The organism is Ginsengibacter sp. (assembly GCF_057362405.1).
This window is the reverse complement of sequence record NZ_JBMQQG010000059.1, coordinates 1-16,656: the sequence shown is the minus strand read 5'-3', so window position 1 is coordinate 16,656 and position 16,656 is coordinate 1. Positions and strand designations below refer to the sequence as shown.

Annotated in this window: 12 protein-coding genes; 9 read left to right on the top strand and 3 right to left on the bottom strand. The window is 39.1% G+C overall.

The features are described from left to right. Positions 1-43 precede the first annotated feature (43 nt). The gene (locus ACO1O5_RS05065; protein WP_486268752.1) at positions 44-3,646 is read right to left on the bottom strand and encodes a T9SS type A sorting domain-containing protein; all 3,603 of its coding nucleotides are present in this window, start codon (positions 3,644-3,646) and stop codon (positions 44-46) included. Positions 3,647-3,947: 301 nt separating this feature from the next. Between ACO1O5_RS05065 and ACO1O5_RS05060 the strand changes: the two genes are divergently transcribed. From ACO1O5_RS05060 to ACO1O5_RS05020, 9 genes are all read left to right on the top strand, one after another. Continuing rightward, positions 3,948-5,273 (top strand): nucleoside permease, encoded by a 1,326-nt coding sequence (locus ACO1O5_RS05060; RefSeq protein ID WP_486268751.1) that lies wholly within the window; start codon positions 3,948-3,950, stop codon positions 5,271-5,273. Positions 5,274-5,337: 64 nt separating this feature from the next. After that, positions 5,338-5,730 carry a hypothetical protein gene (locus ACO1O5_RS05055; protein WP_486268750.1) on the top strand — a complete coding sequence of 131 codons (393 nt, stop codon included), beginning with the start codon at positions 5,338-5,340 and terminating at the stop codon, positions 5,728-5,730. A gap of 126 nt (positions 5,731-5,856) precedes the next feature. Further along, on the top strand, positions 5,857-6,474 hold the full coding sequence (locus ACO1O5_RS05050; protein ID WP_486268749.1) for a TetR/AcrR family transcriptional regulator: 618 nt from the start codon (positions 5,857-5,859) through the stop codon (positions 6,472-6,474). A 6-nt stretch (positions 6,475-6,480) separates the two neighbouring features. Further along, the gene (locus ACO1O5_RS05045; RefSeq protein WP_486268748.1) at positions 6,481-7,803 is read left to right on the top strand and encodes a TolC family protein; all 1,323 of its coding nucleotides are present in this window, start codon (positions 6,481-6,483) and stop codon (positions 7,801-7,803) included. A 10-nt stretch (positions 7,804-7,813) separates the two neighbouring features. After that, positions 7,814-8,755, top strand: a complete 942-nt coding sequence (locus ACO1O5_RS05040; RefSeq protein WP_486268747.1) for an HlyD family secretion protein — start codon at positions 7,814-7,816, stop codon at positions 8,753-8,755. A 5-nt stretch (positions 8,756-8,760) separates the two neighbouring features. Then, on the top strand, positions 8,761-9,681 hold the full coding sequence (locus ACO1O5_RS05035; RefSeq protein WP_486268746.1) for an ABC transporter ATP-binding protein: 921 nt from the start codon (positions 8,761-8,763) through the stop codon (positions 9,679-9,681). Positions 9,682-9,781: 100 nt separating this feature from the next. Then, positions 9,782-10,525: an ABC transporter ATP-binding protein gene (locus ACO1O5_RS05030; RefSeq protein WP_486268745.1), complete on the top strand. Its 744-nt coding sequence runs from the start codon at positions 9,782-9,784 to the stop codon at positions 10,523-10,525. A 64-nt stretch (positions 10,526-10,589) separates the two neighbouring features. Next, positions 10,590-11,753, top strand: coding sequence for an ABC transporter permease (locus tag ACO1O5_RS05025; protein WP_486268744.1), 1,164 nt, complete (start codon positions 10,590-10,592; stop codon positions 11,751-11,753). Then, positions 11,750-12,868, top strand: coding sequence for an ABC transporter permease (locus ACO1O5_RS05020; RefSeq protein ID WP_486268743.1), 1,119 nt, complete (start codon positions 11,750-11,752; stop codon positions 12,866-12,868). The genes ACO1O5_RS05025 and ACO1O5_RS05020 overlap by 4 nt, the downstream gene beginning before the upstream one ends. A 99-nt stretch (positions 12,869-12,967) precedes the next feature. Here the strand turns inward: ACO1O5_RS05020 and trxA are convergent, their stop codons facing one another. Together trxA and dnaE are read right to left on the bottom strand one after the other, a co-directional pair. Continuing rightward, positions 12,968-13,285: a thioredoxin gene (gene trxA / locus ACO1O5_RS05015; RefSeq protein ID WP_486268742.1), complete on the bottom strand. Its 318-nt coding sequence runs from the start codon at positions 13,283-13,285 to the stop codon at positions 12,968-12,970. A 90-nt stretch (positions 13,286-13,375) separates the two neighbouring features. Next, the coding region (gene dnaE / locus ACO1O5_RS05010; protein WP_486268741.1) for a DNA polymerase III subunit alpha at positions 13,376-16,656 on the bottom strand (3,281 nt) is incomplete at its 5' end.

The window sequence follows — 16,656 nt, the reverse complement described above, 5'->3', positions numbered from 1 at the left end:
TTACTTTAACAGATAACCTTTTTTAGCATTTTTGAATTGATAATTACTGCTTGACGATTCGCTGAATAACCGTTTTATCAGTGTATTTCATTTTTACAATGTAGACTCCTGAGGCCTGGTTACTAAAATCTACGGGCATTTCGGTATATCCTGTTCCGTTATAATTTTTGCTCCAAACCAATTGACCAACCGAGTTATAAATATTTACAGTTTGCAAGGTAGTTGGCACTCTGTAATTGCGAATAATAAATGAATTTCTAAAAGGACTTGGGTATAAAAGATATCCTTGCTCTTTTAATCGCTGTGGAAGAATTTTGGGATAGATATTTATATTATCAATGTATAGATTGTTTTGCGCATTACCTTTTGCAACGAAATATACCTGGAAATTCTGCGTGGTGATAAATGGGTTTAAATAAATGGTTATATTTTTCCACTGATTAGCATTCGGAACAAAAGATGTGGTTGCCGGCAAGTTCGGATCGCCAATAGTTTGAAGATCTGCTCCCCATTTTTTCCATATCGATTTGAAAGTTTGCCCGCAATCCTGCGAAAGCTGCAACTCAAGAGTGTCAAGTGGCATGTTAGTACTTCCGGGATAAGTTGCGCCCTGCGAGTACGCATAATCGAAAGAAACAAAAAACGAATCAACCGCTGCATCAAACTTTATAACAGGAGAATAGAATTTATCTATTGTGTTAGTTGTTGGTGCATTAAAATTATTTATAACCATGGACGCCAGGCCGGTTTTGGCGGCCGAAGTTGTTCTCGCCCATGTTGTACCTCCGTCCGAGTTGTCCAGGCTCCAGTTAGCCGAAGGAAAAGTTGTTGTTTCAAATCCCTCTACAACAGGCGCATCCAAAATCGGAGATATCTTTACAATTTTCCTAATAGTGTCATTTCCCGTGTATTGGTCGGGAACACTATTTGGATTGACGCTAAAAATTGTGAGTACATGTTCACCGGGTGAAGATGTAATTGAGTTTAATGTAATAACCTGCGAGTTGCATTTTGCAACCGAGCCCGTAAAATTGAATGTGCTCATTGTGCCATTATCAACCTGGTAATTTATTGTGAGTGATTTTAACGTATCAATTCCAAAATTGGCTATTGTAATTTGCGGCGTAAAATCTGGTGTACATAAAGTACCCAACGGTTTGGTCATAGAAATTATTCCTGCATTTTCCTGCTTAGTATCTAATTTGCTAATTGAAAAATTATCTACATAAATATTATTACCAAAATCGTTAATTGATTCTATCCCGATTAACATAGACGATGCATCAATATTACAAGTTGAAATACCAACACTTTCATTGCGCCATTGCGCCGCAGTAGGAACAAACGATGAAGTGACAAAATTGCCCGCGTTTGTGCTCAATGTGCTACCGCCTTTATTGTATGTAGTCGGTTTCCAGGTAACACCGCAATCAGTTGAGTAAATAATTTTTAATGAATCATTTGAAGATGCATCGTATTGTGAGTAAGCAACATCAAAATTAATTCTTATCGAATCCGTATTAGTGATATCAATTTTAGGCGATTGCAAAATGTCTACAGCGTTATTAGTTTGATAATTATAGGAGTTTAATGTCATGGATGCCACACCTGATTTGCTGGCTTTCGTGCTTCTTTCCCAAGACACGTTTGCATCAGGATTAAATAAGGACCAGCCACCCGGAGGGGGGAACGTGGTATTTTCAAACCCTTCAGTATTAGGCAAGATGAGTGCCGGCACAACAGAAAACGACACAGTACCAGTATCGTTTGAAACTCTTTCATCGGCAATCCCATTTGGATCAAAAGTATAGGCCTGTAAAATATGATTCCCGGGGGATGGAGTTAATGGTAACGGAATATCAATTTCCTGCGAATTGTACAAGCTGATATGTAATCCTGTTAATGACGTAACCCCAATGTTTACGCCATCTAATATCAAACCTATCTTTACATTTTTTACGGAATCAAGGCCTAAATTTCTGATCGTCACTTTTGGATTTATAGGTAGTGCGCAATAGCCAAAACTACCATTTGGTTCATCGATATTGGATAAGCCGACGTCATTATGCAAGGTTAGAAATGAAACCTCCGCCCACCAAACTCCATATCTCGAGTCATTGTCTGCGGCAGATAACCTTTGATCGGCATACTGTTGGATCGTCCATAGATCTCCTGTTACCGGATCAACACATGAATGACTGTAATCGCCCCATCTTGCTCTTCCGCTGCCATAATCTTTCCAGTAGGTACTTATTCCACCTTTAAATATGTACTCATCATCGGTAGTATTTAACGGAGTAGTAAAAGTTCGTGTACTGTAAGCAGCATTTACCCTTGTTGTTGGGGACGAAATGGTGTATCCAATGATTACGTTTTCGGCAGGATTAACAGCAATGGTTGGATAATAACGTGACACCAGTCCGGCGGGATCGTCAATTCTGCCACTCTGCAAAACAGCCCCTGTAGTAGACAACTGCCACCATTGCACTGCCGTATGAGTAAAACTAGTTGCCGGTAAACCAATATGATGCGCACACCATATTTTACCATTAACCAATTGTGCAGAGCTAATCCTGGCGTCATTTACTGCAAGCTTTCTTGATTCCTCCTCCTGCGGCGCCAGGTTTCCCAAAGCTGCGTCCGACCAGGGAGTGCCGGCTGATGGGTAGACCGCTGTCGATGTATTCCAGGTTAGATTCGGAAGCGTTCCTGTAATGGTTGATAACCTTATTGCTGAAGCGCTGCCATTCCACTCCTGCACTATATAAAAAGTTGTAGCGGGAGAAGTAAGGTTCATAGCTGTAACGGGGCAGGGGACATCCCCGTCTGCCGTTGTCTTTTCGATTGTTTGTGCGTTTGAACCAAATACAATGGATTTACCTGCAGACAGGCTGTCTTTATTAAAACAAAATAAAATTGGCCCGGTAAAGTTTGTACCGTTGGGAAATTTTCTTCCCGTTACTACAAGCAATTTGTTATCGAAGCCCAGGTAAGGATGATCCAACAGTAGCGACCCATCTCTCGATGTCGGGGTAAAACTGTACCTGTTCCAATTACCCTGAGGATCCGATGTTTGAGAAACTGCTATAAAAACCTTGTTAGGTGTGGTAGTTGATATCCCACTGATCCAATATTTATTTAGGTAAGGATCAAATTGAATATACGGATCTGACATTCCCGAATTATTAAAGAAGGAAGAGAACGTAACCTTACTTAAGACAGCACCTCCATTTTTTGAATGAACTATTAAAAATTCATTGGTTGCAGTAACCACTTCATTAATGCCCACAGCTCCCTGGCAATCTGGCGGAATAAAATTAATTGGATCGATGTGTCCAAGAAAGCCCTGAACTGGTGGTGGCGAACTTGATTCAATGGTATTGGGAGAAGGGACTGAAGTAACCGCCTGCCTCATTATTTTTGCCTTTGGCGGAATTGGCATGTTTCCTTTCAGATATCGCCAACCGCCATCTAATTCATGCGCTACCTGGTTTTGAAATGCTTGTGGAGTTGGGCTATTAGCCAGTTGCCTCAAATTAAATTGTTCTGCCTTTATTATTGGTTGGGAGTAAACATTCAACACTGTTATTGAACAAAACAGGAATAAAAAAACACCCTGAATTGAGTGCGAAGGAATTTTTTTCAATACAGCAATTTTATATTTTGAAATATATGTTTTTGGAAACAAATATTAAGGGTTTGGACATGCTAAAATACCATTTTCTTTCCATTCAAAAGTTAACTAATTGCAATTTTAGTAATTCTCTTATCTTTCAATATTATTCGGGATTTCTTCGGCTTTTGGTAAAAAAAATGACACCCGCATTTGTGATATTAAACTGAATAAATTACTTATTGGTTGCCTTGAAAATAATATTATTTAATATGAGAGTAAAAATTACATACCGCGGGAATTTATCTTGAATAATGGTTATAAATTAAAAAGTATGTTTAGCATTAAGAATCGTCTTATAGTAATGAACTTTTTACAATTTTTTGTATGGGGATCCTGGTTAATTACTATTGGCGCATATTGGTTTCAAACCTTGCCAAAGTTGTATCCTGCTGTCGACGAAACTACGCATGCAAGTGTTTGGACAGGTTCTGCGTTTGGTGCGCTATTTTCAACTATGGGCATTGCTTCGCTTTTTATGCCAGCGATAATGGGCATCATTGCAGATAAGTGGATTAATGCAGAAAAGTTATATGGCATCTCTCATATTCTCGGTGCAATCACTTTATTTTCTTTGCCTATGGTAAAAGATCCCGCAACAATGTTTTGGGTGTTGCTCATGAACATGATATTTTATATGCCTACGATTTCTTTATCGATAGCTGTTGCCTATAATGCATTAAAAAAAGAGGGCAAAGATGTTGTAATCAATTATCCACCGATAAGGGTTTGGGGTACCATAGGTTTTATTGTTGCCTTATGGGTAATTAGTTTATTACATCTTGAAACCTCAGCAGGACAGTTCTATGTTGCTTCGGCCGCTGCGGTAATACTTGGCTTGTATGCCTTTTCATTGCCCAAATGCCCGCCGCAACACGATCGCATCAAAGGAGAATCACTTGTGGATGCACTGGGCTTAAACTCCTTCGCTTTGTTCAGGAACAGGAAGATGGCCGTTTTTTTCATTTTTGCCATGTTATTGGGAGCTGCGCTTCAATTGACAAATGCGTATGGAGATACCTTCTTGCATGACTTCGCAAATATTGGTAAATATAAAAACCTCACTGCCGTAAAATATCCGGCTATCATTATGTCTATTTCTCAAATTTCTGAGACGTTATTTATTCTTGCCATTCCATTTTTCCTAAGAAGATTCGGAATAAAACAGGTAATGTTTATAAGTATGATGGCATGGGTTTTCCGGTTTGGTTTGTTCGCTTATGGCAATCCGGGTACCGGTCTTTGGATGATCATTCTTTCCTGTATCGTATATGGAATGGCATTCGACTTTTTTAATATCTCGGGGTCGTTATTTGTTGAAACGCAAGCCGACCCGGCAATAAGGGCAAGTGCGCAAGGGCTATTCATGATGATGACTAATGGTGTTGGTGCCGTACTCGGCAGCTCTATCAGCGGTGTTGTTATACAGAAATATTTTACCTATGCAGACGACAGCAAGAACTGGAATGGTATATGGATATCTTTTGCATTATATGCTTTAATTGTTGCAATCTTGTTTTTGATACTTTTTAAACATAAGCATGATCCTAAAGCTATTCAAAACGTACACCCGGAACCGTTATTAGTAACTGAAAAATAATATCAACCTGGCCGAAGCATAGTGTACTCATGATGCCTTTTCTCTAACTTGCATAAAAAAGTGTATGAAAAGAAGGAAAATATTTACCTACATAATCATTATTCTCCTCGCAGGCTTTGGTATCTTTTTCTATGTTCATTTCTATTGGGAATTTGGCAGCGGTACCAAAGCGGGAACACTTAATACCTTCATGAAAAAGGGATACCTCTTTAAAACATACGAGGGAAAAGTAATTCAAAGTGGGTTTAAAGCCAATGTGCAAAGCAATGAATTTAATTTTAGCGTTACGAAAGAAAGCGTTGCCCAAACTCTTTTAAATAATGCAGGCCGTGAAGTTGAAGTACACTACATAGAATACTTTGGGGCGCTGCCCTGGCGTGGATTGGAAAGGTACATCGTAGACAGCGTTTACGAAGTGAGGGGTGGCGACGGCCATACCGGTATCAACCCGAAATGATGTTTTTCCAAACAAACTTGTCGATTTATTTGCCTGTCGTCGTGGGGTAATCAAATTAAAATATTTCAAAAAATTTGTTTATTCAGAGATTTCTGTTTTACTTTGTTAACCATTTGGTTAAACTATATGGATAAAAATAAAGTTGAAAAGTCGGCGGAAGAAAAAATACTTGCTGCAGCCAAGAAGGTGTTTACATCCAAGGGGATGGCCGGTGCACGCATGCAGGATATCGCTGATGAAGCGGGGATCAACAAAGCGTTACTGCATTACTACTTCAGGAGTAAAGAAAAATTATTCGAAGTCATCTTTTTTGAAGCTGCCCAAAAATTATTTCCAAGGATCAATTTAATTTTTGAATCGGATATGCCGTTGTTCGGTAAAATTGAAAAATTTGTTGATCAGTATATCACGATGATCTCTGAAAACCCCTATCTGCCTCTATTTGTATTGAATGAAGTAAGCAAAGAGCCCGAAGTGTTTATCAAAAAAATATGGGGTAAACAAAATGTTCCTCACCCCGAAATATTCCTGGCACAAATTGAAAAGGAAGTAAAAGCAGGAAACATCAGAAAGATCAGTCCGCTCCATTTGCTCATTAACCTCATTTCTCTGACTATTTTTCCATTTGTTGCAAAACCTATGATTCAATTTACACTGGGACTTGATGAAATGCAATTTAAAAATGTGATGGAGCAACGTAAACGAGAAGTAGCAAAATTTATTATAGATTCCATTAAAAAGTGATTTTATATGCTAATATTAACTAGTTGGTTAAGGACGTTTGGTAAGATGGTCACACCAATCGTCTTAATGCTGTTTGCCAGCCTTAACTTGTATGCCCAGTCGAGGGATATCATTACGATCAAAGAAGCATATCAACTTGCGAGAAAAAACTATCCATTGATTAAACAGCGGGATTTAATCGCAAAAACTAAAGAGTACACAGTTTCAAATGCTGCGAAAGGATACCTGCCGGTTTTTTCTGTGAATGGCCAGGCAACTTATCAATCAACCGTTACTAGTTTCCCGTTTCAAATACCCGGTTTCAAAGTGCCCACATATAGTAAAGATCAATATAAAATTTATGGAGAGGCAGACCAGGTGATTTATGATGGCGGTGTAATTAGAAATCAAAAAGAATCTGCCGAAGCAAATGAAGTGGTTCAGCAGCAGAGTCTCGAAATTGGTTTATACGCATTATATGATCGGGTTAACCAGCTATATTTTGGTGCTTTGTTAATGGATGAACAAATGAAACAAAATGAGTTACTGAAGCAGGATATTCAAAACGGAATTGATAAGGCGAAAGCTCTTGTGGCAAATGGAACAGCCTATCGTAGCAGCGTAGACGAATTATCCGCACAGCTATTGCAGGCGGAACAGGCAAGAGTAGAAATTGAAGCTGCAAGAAGAGCTTATGTTGATATGCTGGGGTTGTTTATCAATACGAACCTCAGCGATAGAACAATGCTCCAACAGCCCGTTGCGCCAATGCTAACGGACAGCATTACACGCCCTGAGAAATCTTTTTACGACTACCAGAAAAAATTATATGACTTGCAGGGTAATCTTTTACATGCACAATTGCGACCCAGATTGAGCTTGTTTGCACAAGGCGGTTATGGACGGCCGGGCCTCAATGTGTTGAGTAACAATTTTCAAGGCTATTTTATAGGAGGTTTAAGGCTCAATTGGAATTTTGGGAGTTTGTACACTATAAAAAACCAGGAGCATTTACTGGATGTTAATAAACAAACGCTTGATGTAAATAAAGAAACATTTCTGTTCAATACAAAAATGGCCCAAAAGCAGCAGAATGGGGATGTAACAAAATATAGAGAGCTGCTGAAAAATGACGATGCAATTATCGCATTGAGGCAGTCTGTAAAAAATGCTGCCGCCGCACAATTGGAGAACGGCGTGTTGAGTACACATGATTACATTAACGAAGTAAATGCGGAAGACCAGGCACGGCAAAACAAGATCCTTCATGAGATGCAGTTGCTGCAGGCGGAATTTAACTATCAAAATACTATGGGTGATTTGACAGCGAATAATTCAATAAATCAATAAAATAAATTAAATGAAAATTCGGACATTCTTATACGTTAGTATGATTGGTTCCTTTGTTGCAGTGGGGTGCAACGATAATCATAAAGCAGATGCATCTGGAACTTTCGAGGTGGATGAAGTGGTGGTGTCGTCTGAAGTTACCGGGCAGATAAAGGCGCTCAATATCAGTGAAGGTTCTGTTCTGCAGAAGGATAGTATTGTAGGGTATATAGATTCTATTCCCCTGCAATTACAAAAAGCCCAGGTGGTTGCCACCATCAACGCATTGCAGCAGAAGACAATGGATGTTGGGCCATCTGTAAAATTGTTGAAGGATCAAATAGCCGTTCAAAAAGTTCAGTTAACAGATGCCCTGTATGAAAAAGCACGCATAGAACGCCTCATAAAAGCGGACGCGGCGACAACGAAACAATTGGATGATCAGAATACGCTCATAAATGTGTTGCAAAAACAAATTGCAGTAAATGAACAACAAATAAAAGTGCAGAAATCAACCACAGGCACGCAAAACAGTTCTGTGTTAAGCGAATCGAAACCTTTGCAAAAGTCAGTTGCCCAAATTGAAGATCAGCTAAGACGAACCAACATTACCAATCCGATCAACGGAACCGTACTTACGAAGTATGCAATGGCCGGCGAATTTACTACGCCGGGAAAAGCGTTGTACAAAATCGGCGACCTGTCCGTGATGACGCTAAGGGCTTACGTAACGGGAACGCAACTGGCACAAATAAGGCTGGGGCAGCAAGTAAAAGTTTTGGTTGACAGCAGCGCCGAAAAATATAGGGAATACCCCGGGGAAATAACCTGGATATCTGATAAGGCAGAATTCACTCCCAAAACAATTCAGACTAAAGACGAAAGGGCTAACCTGGTATATGCAATAAAGATCCATGTAAAAAACGACGGGCTGCTGAAGATAGGCATGTATGGTGAAGTAAATTTTAAATGAAAAATATGGCAGCAGTAGTTGTTGATAATATCGTTAAGAATTACAGTATCAAAAAGACTGTAGTGAAGGCATTACAGGGAATTTCCTTTTCAGTAGATCGGGGGGAAATCTTCGGTATTATTGGCCCTGACGGCGCTGGCAAAACCTCTTTGTTCAGAATTCTTACAACGCTTCTGCTTGCAGACAGCGGTACTGCATCTGTTGATGGATTTGACGTGTTAAAAGATTACAAGCAAATTAGAAACAGGGTTGGATATATGCCGGGAAAATTTTCGTTGTACCAGGATTTATCTGTGCAGGAAAACCTGCAATTCTTTGCGACGATTTTTGGAACAACTATCCAGGAAAATTATAATCTCATAAAGGATATTTACCAACAGATAGAGCCTTTTAAGGATAGGAAGGCCGGTCAGCTTTCCGGTGGAATGAAGCAAAAACTGGCGTTGAGTTGTGCGCTTATTCATAAACCATCCGTGTTATTCCTTGATGAACCAACAACAGGGGTAGACGCAGTTTCAAGAAAGGAATTTTGGGAAATGTTGCACCGCCTAAAAGAGCAGGGGATTACCATACTTGTTTCAACTGCCTATATGGATGAGGCAAGTCTATGTGACCGCGTGGCTTTAATTCAAAAAGGCAACATACTTTCTGTTAACACACCTGAAGGAGTTACTGAAGAATTTAAGAAACCATTGTGGGCCATAAAGGCCAATGAAATGTTTCACCTGATGAACGCGATTAAAGACGATCCGTCAGTGGAAAGTTGTTATCCCTTCGGACAGTTTCATCATGTAGTTTTTAAAAAAGCCGGAAATAACAGGGAAATACTTGAAGAGATTGCGCAAAGGGGAAATTATACTGGTGTCGGGATTGATGGTATTAAACCCAATATTGAAGATTGTTTTATGGCATTAATGAAAGAATAAGTACTACGTCACTAATTAAATCTAATAAAACGAATTGCGCGAATTCCTTTCATTATAAATGAATCGGAGTAATTCGGAAAAATTAGTGAAATAAAAAAATATGGAAAAAGAAAAGGTCATAACCGCGAATGAACTGACTAAAAAGTTTGGAGATTTTACCGCTGTTGATAAGATTACATTCGAGGTAGAGAAGGGCGAAATATTTGGATTTCTTGGTGCTAACGGTGCCGGCAAAACGACGGCCATGCGCATGTTGTGCGGCTTGTCATTACCTACTTCCGGGTTGGCTACTGTGGCTGGTTTTGACGTGTATAAGCAAAACGAACTTATCAAAAAAAGTATTGGATATATGAGCCAGAAATTCTCACTTTATGAGGATTTGACAGTGAGAGAGAATATTCGTTTTTATGCCGGCATATATGGATTATCCGACACGCAGATTAAAGAGAAAACTGCTCTCTTGGCAAAGCAGCTTAGCTTAGAAGGAGAAGAAAAGACCCTTGTAAAATCTTTGCCACTCGGATGGAAACAAAAGCTTGCGTTTTCAATTGCTATCGTTCATGATCCTGCAATTGTCTTTTTGGATGAGCCAACGGGTGGTGTTGATCCCATTACAAGAAGAGAATTCTGGGGCCTCATATATGAAGCATCCGAAAGAGGAATCACAATTTTTGTAACGACGCATTATATGGATGAAGCTGAATATTGTAACAGGGTTTCCATCATGGTTGATGGAAGAATTGATGCGCTGGATTCTCCAACCAACTTGATGAAGAATTTTTCTGCTCGTTCAATGGACGAAGTGTTTTTGCATCTGGCGAGGAAAGCAGTTCGAAGCGAATAATATCAATTATTAACGCAGTTAAATGGTATATCATAGATAAAGGCACTAAGGATAATTTTTAAAAATGGATTCACAATCATTAAATACAGGCAAGACAAAAAAATCGCTTTTTGGAGGCGGAGCAAAGCAATTTTTCATTTTTGTAAAAAAGGAATGGCTCCATATCTGGCGTGACAGGCGAACGCTTTTCATATTGATATGGATGCCGATTGTTCAGATTATTTTATATGGCTTTGCACTCACCAATGAAGTTAAGAATTCGAGGATTGCTATTTTTGACCAGTCAAATGATGAAGCAACTGCAAAAATCATTCACGAAATTGATGCCAGCCGTTATTTTGAAATTGTCAAATACTTACATTCTTACAACGATATTGGAGCGACGTTTCGCCAGGGAAAGATAAGGCTGGCTGTCGTTTTCCCTCCTAACTTCCGCAACGATTTGTTGCATACTAATTCGGCACAGATACAATTGATTGCTGATGCATCTGACCCTAATACTGCTAACACACTTACTAATTATGCAACAGCGATTATTAATGACTACCAACAGGCTTTAAATCAAAATAAGGATTTGCCTTATACTATAAAAACCCGTTTGCGGATGCTGTACAATCCGGAGCTGAAGTCGGCTTATAATTTTGTTCCCGGGGTAATGGCGCTGGTGTTGATGTTGGTTTGTGCAATGATGACTTCTATTGCTATAGTAAGAGAAAAAGAACTGGGCACCATGGAAGTCATTCTTGTTTCTCCATTAAAGCCTTTCCGGATAATTATTGCCAAAACCATTCCCTACCTGGCAGTTTCAATGTTGAATATTGCATGCATCATGTTACTAAGCGTTTTCGTGCTAAATGTGCCCATCAACGGAAGCCTGTTCTTGCTGATTGTGGAAAGTACATTGTTTACGATCACTGCACTTTCTATAGGCATCCTTATTTCCAACGGCGCTAAAACCCAACAATCTGCAATGTTCACATCATTGTTGAGTTTGTTTTTGCCAACCCTTTTATTCAGTGGGTTTTTATTTCCTATCGAGAACATGCCGCTCCCGTTGCAGATTATATCAAATATTGTTCCTTCAAAATGGTACTATATAATAGTGGATTCAATAATGATAAAGGGTTTAGGCTTTGCAGCCATCTGGAAGGAGACATTGATTTTGGTAGCGATGACAGTTGTGTTGTTGGGATTAAGTATTAGAAATTTTAAAATCAGGCTGGCATGAGAGTGTTGAAATTTTTACTGCAGAAAGAGTTCCGCCAAATATTGCGTGACCCCACTATTTTCCGGATTCTATTTTTAGCGCCAATGATTCAACTGTTGATATTACCGCTGGCTGCAGATTATCAAATAAAGAATATCAATTTAGGAGTAGTCGATCACGACCATACTCAATATTCACAAAAACTGATCAATAAGATTATTGCCTCGGGTTATTTTAAACTAAAAGATTACAGCGCCACATTTCCACAGGCTTTACATTCAATTGAGTCTGATAAGGCAGACGTTATATTGGAAATACCTTCCCAGTTTGAACGCAAACTGGTAAAAGAGAATGAAGCAGATCTATTTATCGCTGCAAATGCTATTAATGGGATAAAAGCAGGTTTGGGTAGTGCTTACATTCAACAAATCATCCAGGATTATAACCGGGACATCCGGACGCAGTGGATTCAGTTTCCCCGCTTTGATCCACAGCCAACCATTAACGTTACTTACTCCGATTGGTACAATCCCAATATGAACTACCAATATTTTATGGTACCGGGAATTTTGGTGATGCTGCTTACTATAATAGGTTCCAGCTTTGCCGCCCTCAATATTGTTAAGGAAAAGGAATTGGGTACTATCGAGCAGATTAACGTAAGCCCTATAAAAAAGGTGTATTTTATTTTGGGCAAATTAATTCCGTTCTGGTTACTTGCTCTTGTTGTATTAACTATCGGCCTCACCATTGCAAGGCTTGCATATGGCATAGTGCCGGTTGGGCATTACATTACAATTTACATTTTTGCTGCTGTCTATTTATTGGCAGTTCTTGGTTTGGGTTTACTCTTGTCAACTTATGCCCAAACGCAGCAACAGTCGTTCCTGGTGGCGTTTTTCATAACGATCATATTCAATTTAATGAGTGGTTTATTTACACCGATTGAGAGCATGCCGGAATGGGCACAGGTTATTACTAAATTCAATCCCGTATCATATTTTATAGAAGTGATGCGTATGGTTATCCTAAAAGGAAGTGGCCTTGCCGATATAAGAAGCCAAATGCTGGCAATCGTTGGATTCGCTGTTTTTTTTAACGGCTGGGCAATTCTCAACTACAGGAAGAGGAGCTAGCAGTAAGTGATTTGCGTGATTCAATTGTATGACGCCAAAGTAAAATCACAAAAAAACCCGGATCATTAAAACCCGGGTTTAACAGTATATAATGTGTTTTTATTTTAAAGCTTCTATCTTCTTTACAAAATTCGATTTAGGTTGAGCGCCAACTAATTTATCAACCACTTTGCCGCCCTTTACAAAAATGATCGCAGGAATACTGGTGATTCCATAATTAATGCTCAATTGCGGGTTTTGGTCAACATTTACTTTTCCAATGTTTACCGAACCATTATATTCTTTTGAAAGTTCTTCTACAACAGGTCCTATTGCACGACAAGGTCCACACCATTCTGCCCAGAAGTCAATCATAGTAAGTTTTTCCGAATCAAGAACTTTCTCTTTAAAGTTCGCATCTGTATATTCTGTAGCCATAATTAAATTTTTATTTTAGTTTAATTTTTATACTGTTAAATGGCAAAATTAAGTCCAATATCTATAAGATGTTCTTTTGGCATATCCACATTATGTTAATTCTACAATAACGTCAAATTCAGGCTTTTGTTGCAGAAATCTGGCCATTTCGTCATTCATTTCAAAGCCATTTTCGAGGGTGTACATACCAAATTTTAGCTTCGAATTTGCATCATTTATACAAAATTTTAACGTCGATTTGCCAGGATAATGGTGGACATTTTGAGTTATAAAATTGATAAATTCCGGAGAAATATCTTTGGGATTGGCTTCAATCTGCAATTTCCTGGTATAATTTTTCATTAGAGATTCAAGTAGGGTAATCTGGTTAACCCTGAAATCAAATTTTTCGTACCGCTCCCGGAATGCGCCGGTTAAGTAGATAATCATTCCTGCCTCAAAGTAATTGCTGAATTTAACGTAGTCATCTCCAAAAAGCATCAGTTCCATTTTTCCGGAATAATCTTCCACGTGCAGCACGCCGTATTTGTTCCCGTTTTTTGAAACCCGGTGCTGAGCTTCACTAACGAGACCGGCTAATCGAAAGAGTCGACCGTAATTTGGTTGAAGATTAACGGCTTCCTTAAACTCGTTGAATTCACTTATTGGCGTAAACCCATAATGCTTTAGCTGAAAAGAAAAGTTATCAAGTGGATGGCCACTCATAAACATGCCGGTCACTTCTTTTTCGAAATCCAATAATTTGATTAACGGCCAGGGTTCACATTCTGCCATTGGCGGTGGCTTCACTTCCTCCATCTGCAAATCACCAAAGAGTGTATTGGTACTGCTTGAAAGTTGTGATTGGTATTGGTTACCAAAACGGATAATTTTTTCTAAACCATTTATTGTGTCTCCGGGAGCAACAAAAAAGTATTGTGCCCTGTGAATATCCTTAAAACAATCGAATGCTCCGGCATAAGCAAGGCTTTCTAAAGATTTCTTATTTACTGTTCTTTGATTTACCCGTTTTATAAGGTTATAAATAGATGAAAACGGTCCGTGCTTTTCCCTTTCTTCAATAATGTTCTCGAGAGCCGCTTCACCAACGCCTTTCATACCACTGAAACCAAACCTTATTTCTCCTTTTTTGTTAACTGCGAATCCTTTTTGAGATTCATTAATATCCGGGCCAAGAACAGTTAATCCCATTCTTTTGCATTCTTCCATAAAGAATGTGATCTTCTCGATAGAACCTGCGTGGTTCAATACTGCAGCCATGTATTCGCTTGGATAATGGGCCTTTAAATACGCAGTTTGATAGGCAACCAAAGCATAGCAGGTAGAATGAGATTTATTAAATGCATATTGAGCAAATGACTCCCAATCGGTCCATATTTTTTCTAATTTACCAACGGGATGGTTGTTCTTCTTAGCTCCTTCAATAAACTGGGCTTTCATTTTGTCCAAAACAGAGCGCTGTTTTTTACCCATTGCCTTGCGTAAAATATCAGCGTCGCCCTTGCTGAAGCCGGCAATCTTTTGAGATAACAACATCACCTGTTCCTGGTAAACTGTAATACCATAGGTATCTTTTAAGAATTCTTCCATTTCAGGAAGGTCATAGTGAATTTCCTGGCGGCCATGCTTACGTTCTATATAATCAGGAATATAAGCCATAGGGCCCGGCCTGAAGAGCGCATTCATGGCAATAAGGTCATCAAACTTATCGGGTTTTAGGTCCCGGAGATGTTTCTGCATACCGCCACTTTCAAACTGGAAAGTTGCGTTGGTATCTGCACGTTGGTAAAGTTTATAGGTTTCTTCATCATCAAGCGGTAGCGCATCAAGGTCAATAGTTACACCATGATTTTGGTGAATTAATTGTAAAGCGGTTTTTAAGATGCTCAATGTTTTTAATCCCAGGAAGTCCATCTTCAATACCCCTGCGCTTTCAATGTTGCTTCCGTCAATTTGTGTAAGCCATAAATCCGAATCTTTTGATGTGGCAACAGGAATTAATTCCATGAGATCTTGTGGCGCTATAATAATTGCCGAAGCATGGATGCCGGTATTTCTTACAGAACCTTCCAAAATTTCAGCTTCATGCAATACTTTACTGCGCATATCCTCACCGTTATAGATGTCGCGTAGTTTTTTTATATTATCAATATCATCTGCCCCCACGCCATCTTCCGTTAAAGATTTTGGCCCAATTAGCGGAGCTTGCAACACTTTTCTAAGAGAAGTACCCGGCCGGTCAGGAATTAACTTAGCCAAAGCATTGCTTTCTGCCAGAGGCAAATCCATAACACGAGCCACATCTTTAATACTCATTTTAGCGGCCATCGTGCCGTAGGTTATAATTTGCGCTACCTGGTTTTTTCCATATTTTTCCACTACGTAGTTCAATACTTTTTGCCTTCCTTCATCATCAAAATCGGTGTCGATATCCGGCATGGTTTTACGATCAGGATTCAGGAATCTTTCGAAAAGTAGATTATATTTTATGGGATCAATATTGGTGATGCCGATACAATAAGCTACTACCGAACCTGCAGCAGAACCTCTGCCGGGGCCCACAAACACATTCATCTTTTTACCCGCAATTATAAAATCACTTACAATTAAAAAATAGCCGGCAAAGCCCATCGTTTTTATCGTAAATAATTCAAAGTTTATGCGTTCTTCAATTTCCGGAGTTAGCGTTTTATATCTTTCTTTAGCGCCTGTCCATGTTAAATGTTCGAGGTAGGCTTCCTGTGTGGCAAATTCTTTAGGAACTGTGAAATGAGGTAGCAGGATGTCTCTTTTGAGATCAAGTACTTCAACCTTATCAACAATTTCATTCGTGTTATCCAACGCTTGTTTAAGATCATCAAAAGCGGTGCTCATCTCTGCAGTATTCTTCAGATAGAATTGGTTATTGGGGAAAGCGAAGCGTTTATTCTTTATAGATATATCATCATCAGTGAATTCCCTTATAGCAGGCGTTGCCTGCTTTTCTCCGGTGTTAATGCATAATAAAATATCATGGGCATTAAAATCTTTTTCATCTACATAGTGAGAATCGTTACTTGCAATAACGTTGACATTATATTTTTTTGCAAATTTTAACAGTACTTTATTTACCTTTTCCTGTTCAGGAATCCCATGTCGTTGCAACTCTACGTAATAATCTTTTTGAAAAATATTCAACCACCATTTGAATTCATTTTCTGCTTCTGCTTCTCCCTTCTTTAAAATAAGTTGTGGTACCAAAGCGCCAAGGCAACAAGTAGTGGCGATAAGCCCTTCATGATACTTATGAATCAATGTTTTATCAATCCTTGGGTATTTGCCGTACATGCCTTCGATGAAACCCATGGAGGTCAGTTTCACCAGGTTTTTGT

Excerpts from the sequence above, each read along its gene's own strand:
- ACO1O5_RS05060 (WP_486268751.1), top strand. The coding sequence starts at position 3,948 with ATGTTTAGCATTAAGAATCGTCTTATAGTAATGAACTTTTTACAATTT.
- ACO1O5_RS05055 (WP_486268750.1), top strand. The coding sequence starts at position 5,338 with ATGAAAAGAAGGAAAATATTTACCTACATAATCATTATTCTCCTCGCA.
- ACO1O5_RS05050 (WP_486268749.1), top strand. The coding sequence starts at position 5,857 with ATGGATAAAAATAAAGTTGAAAAGTCGGCGGAAGAAAAAATACTTGCT.
- ACO1O5_RS05045 (WP_486268748.1), top strand. The coding sequence starts at position 6,481 with ATGCTAATATTAACTAGTTGGTTAAGGACGTTTGGTAAGATGGTCACA.
- ACO1O5_RS05040 (WP_486268747.1), top strand. The coding sequence starts at position 7,814 with ATGAAAATTCGGACATTCTTATACGTTAGTATGATTGGTTCCTTTGTT.
- ACO1O5_RS05035 (WP_486268746.1), top strand. The coding sequence starts at position 8,761 with ATGGCAGCAGTAGTTGTTGATAATATCGTTAAGAATTACAGTATCAAA.
- ACO1O5_RS05030 (WP_486268745.1), top strand. The coding sequence starts at position 9,782 with ATGGAAAAAGAAAAGGTCATAACCGCGAATGAACTGACTAAAAAGTTT.
- ACO1O5_RS05025 (WP_486268744.1), top strand. The coding sequence starts at position 10,590 with ATGGATTCACAATCATTAAATACAGGCAAGACAAAAAAATCGCTTTTT.
- ACO1O5_RS05020 (WP_486268743.1), top strand. The coding sequence starts at position 11,750 with ATGAGAGTGTTGAAATTTTTACTGCAGAAAGAGTTCCGCCAAATATTG.
- trxA (WP_486268742.1), bottom strand. The coding sequence starts at position 13,285 with ATGGCTACAGAATATACAGATGCGAACTTTAAAGAGAAAGTTCTTGAT.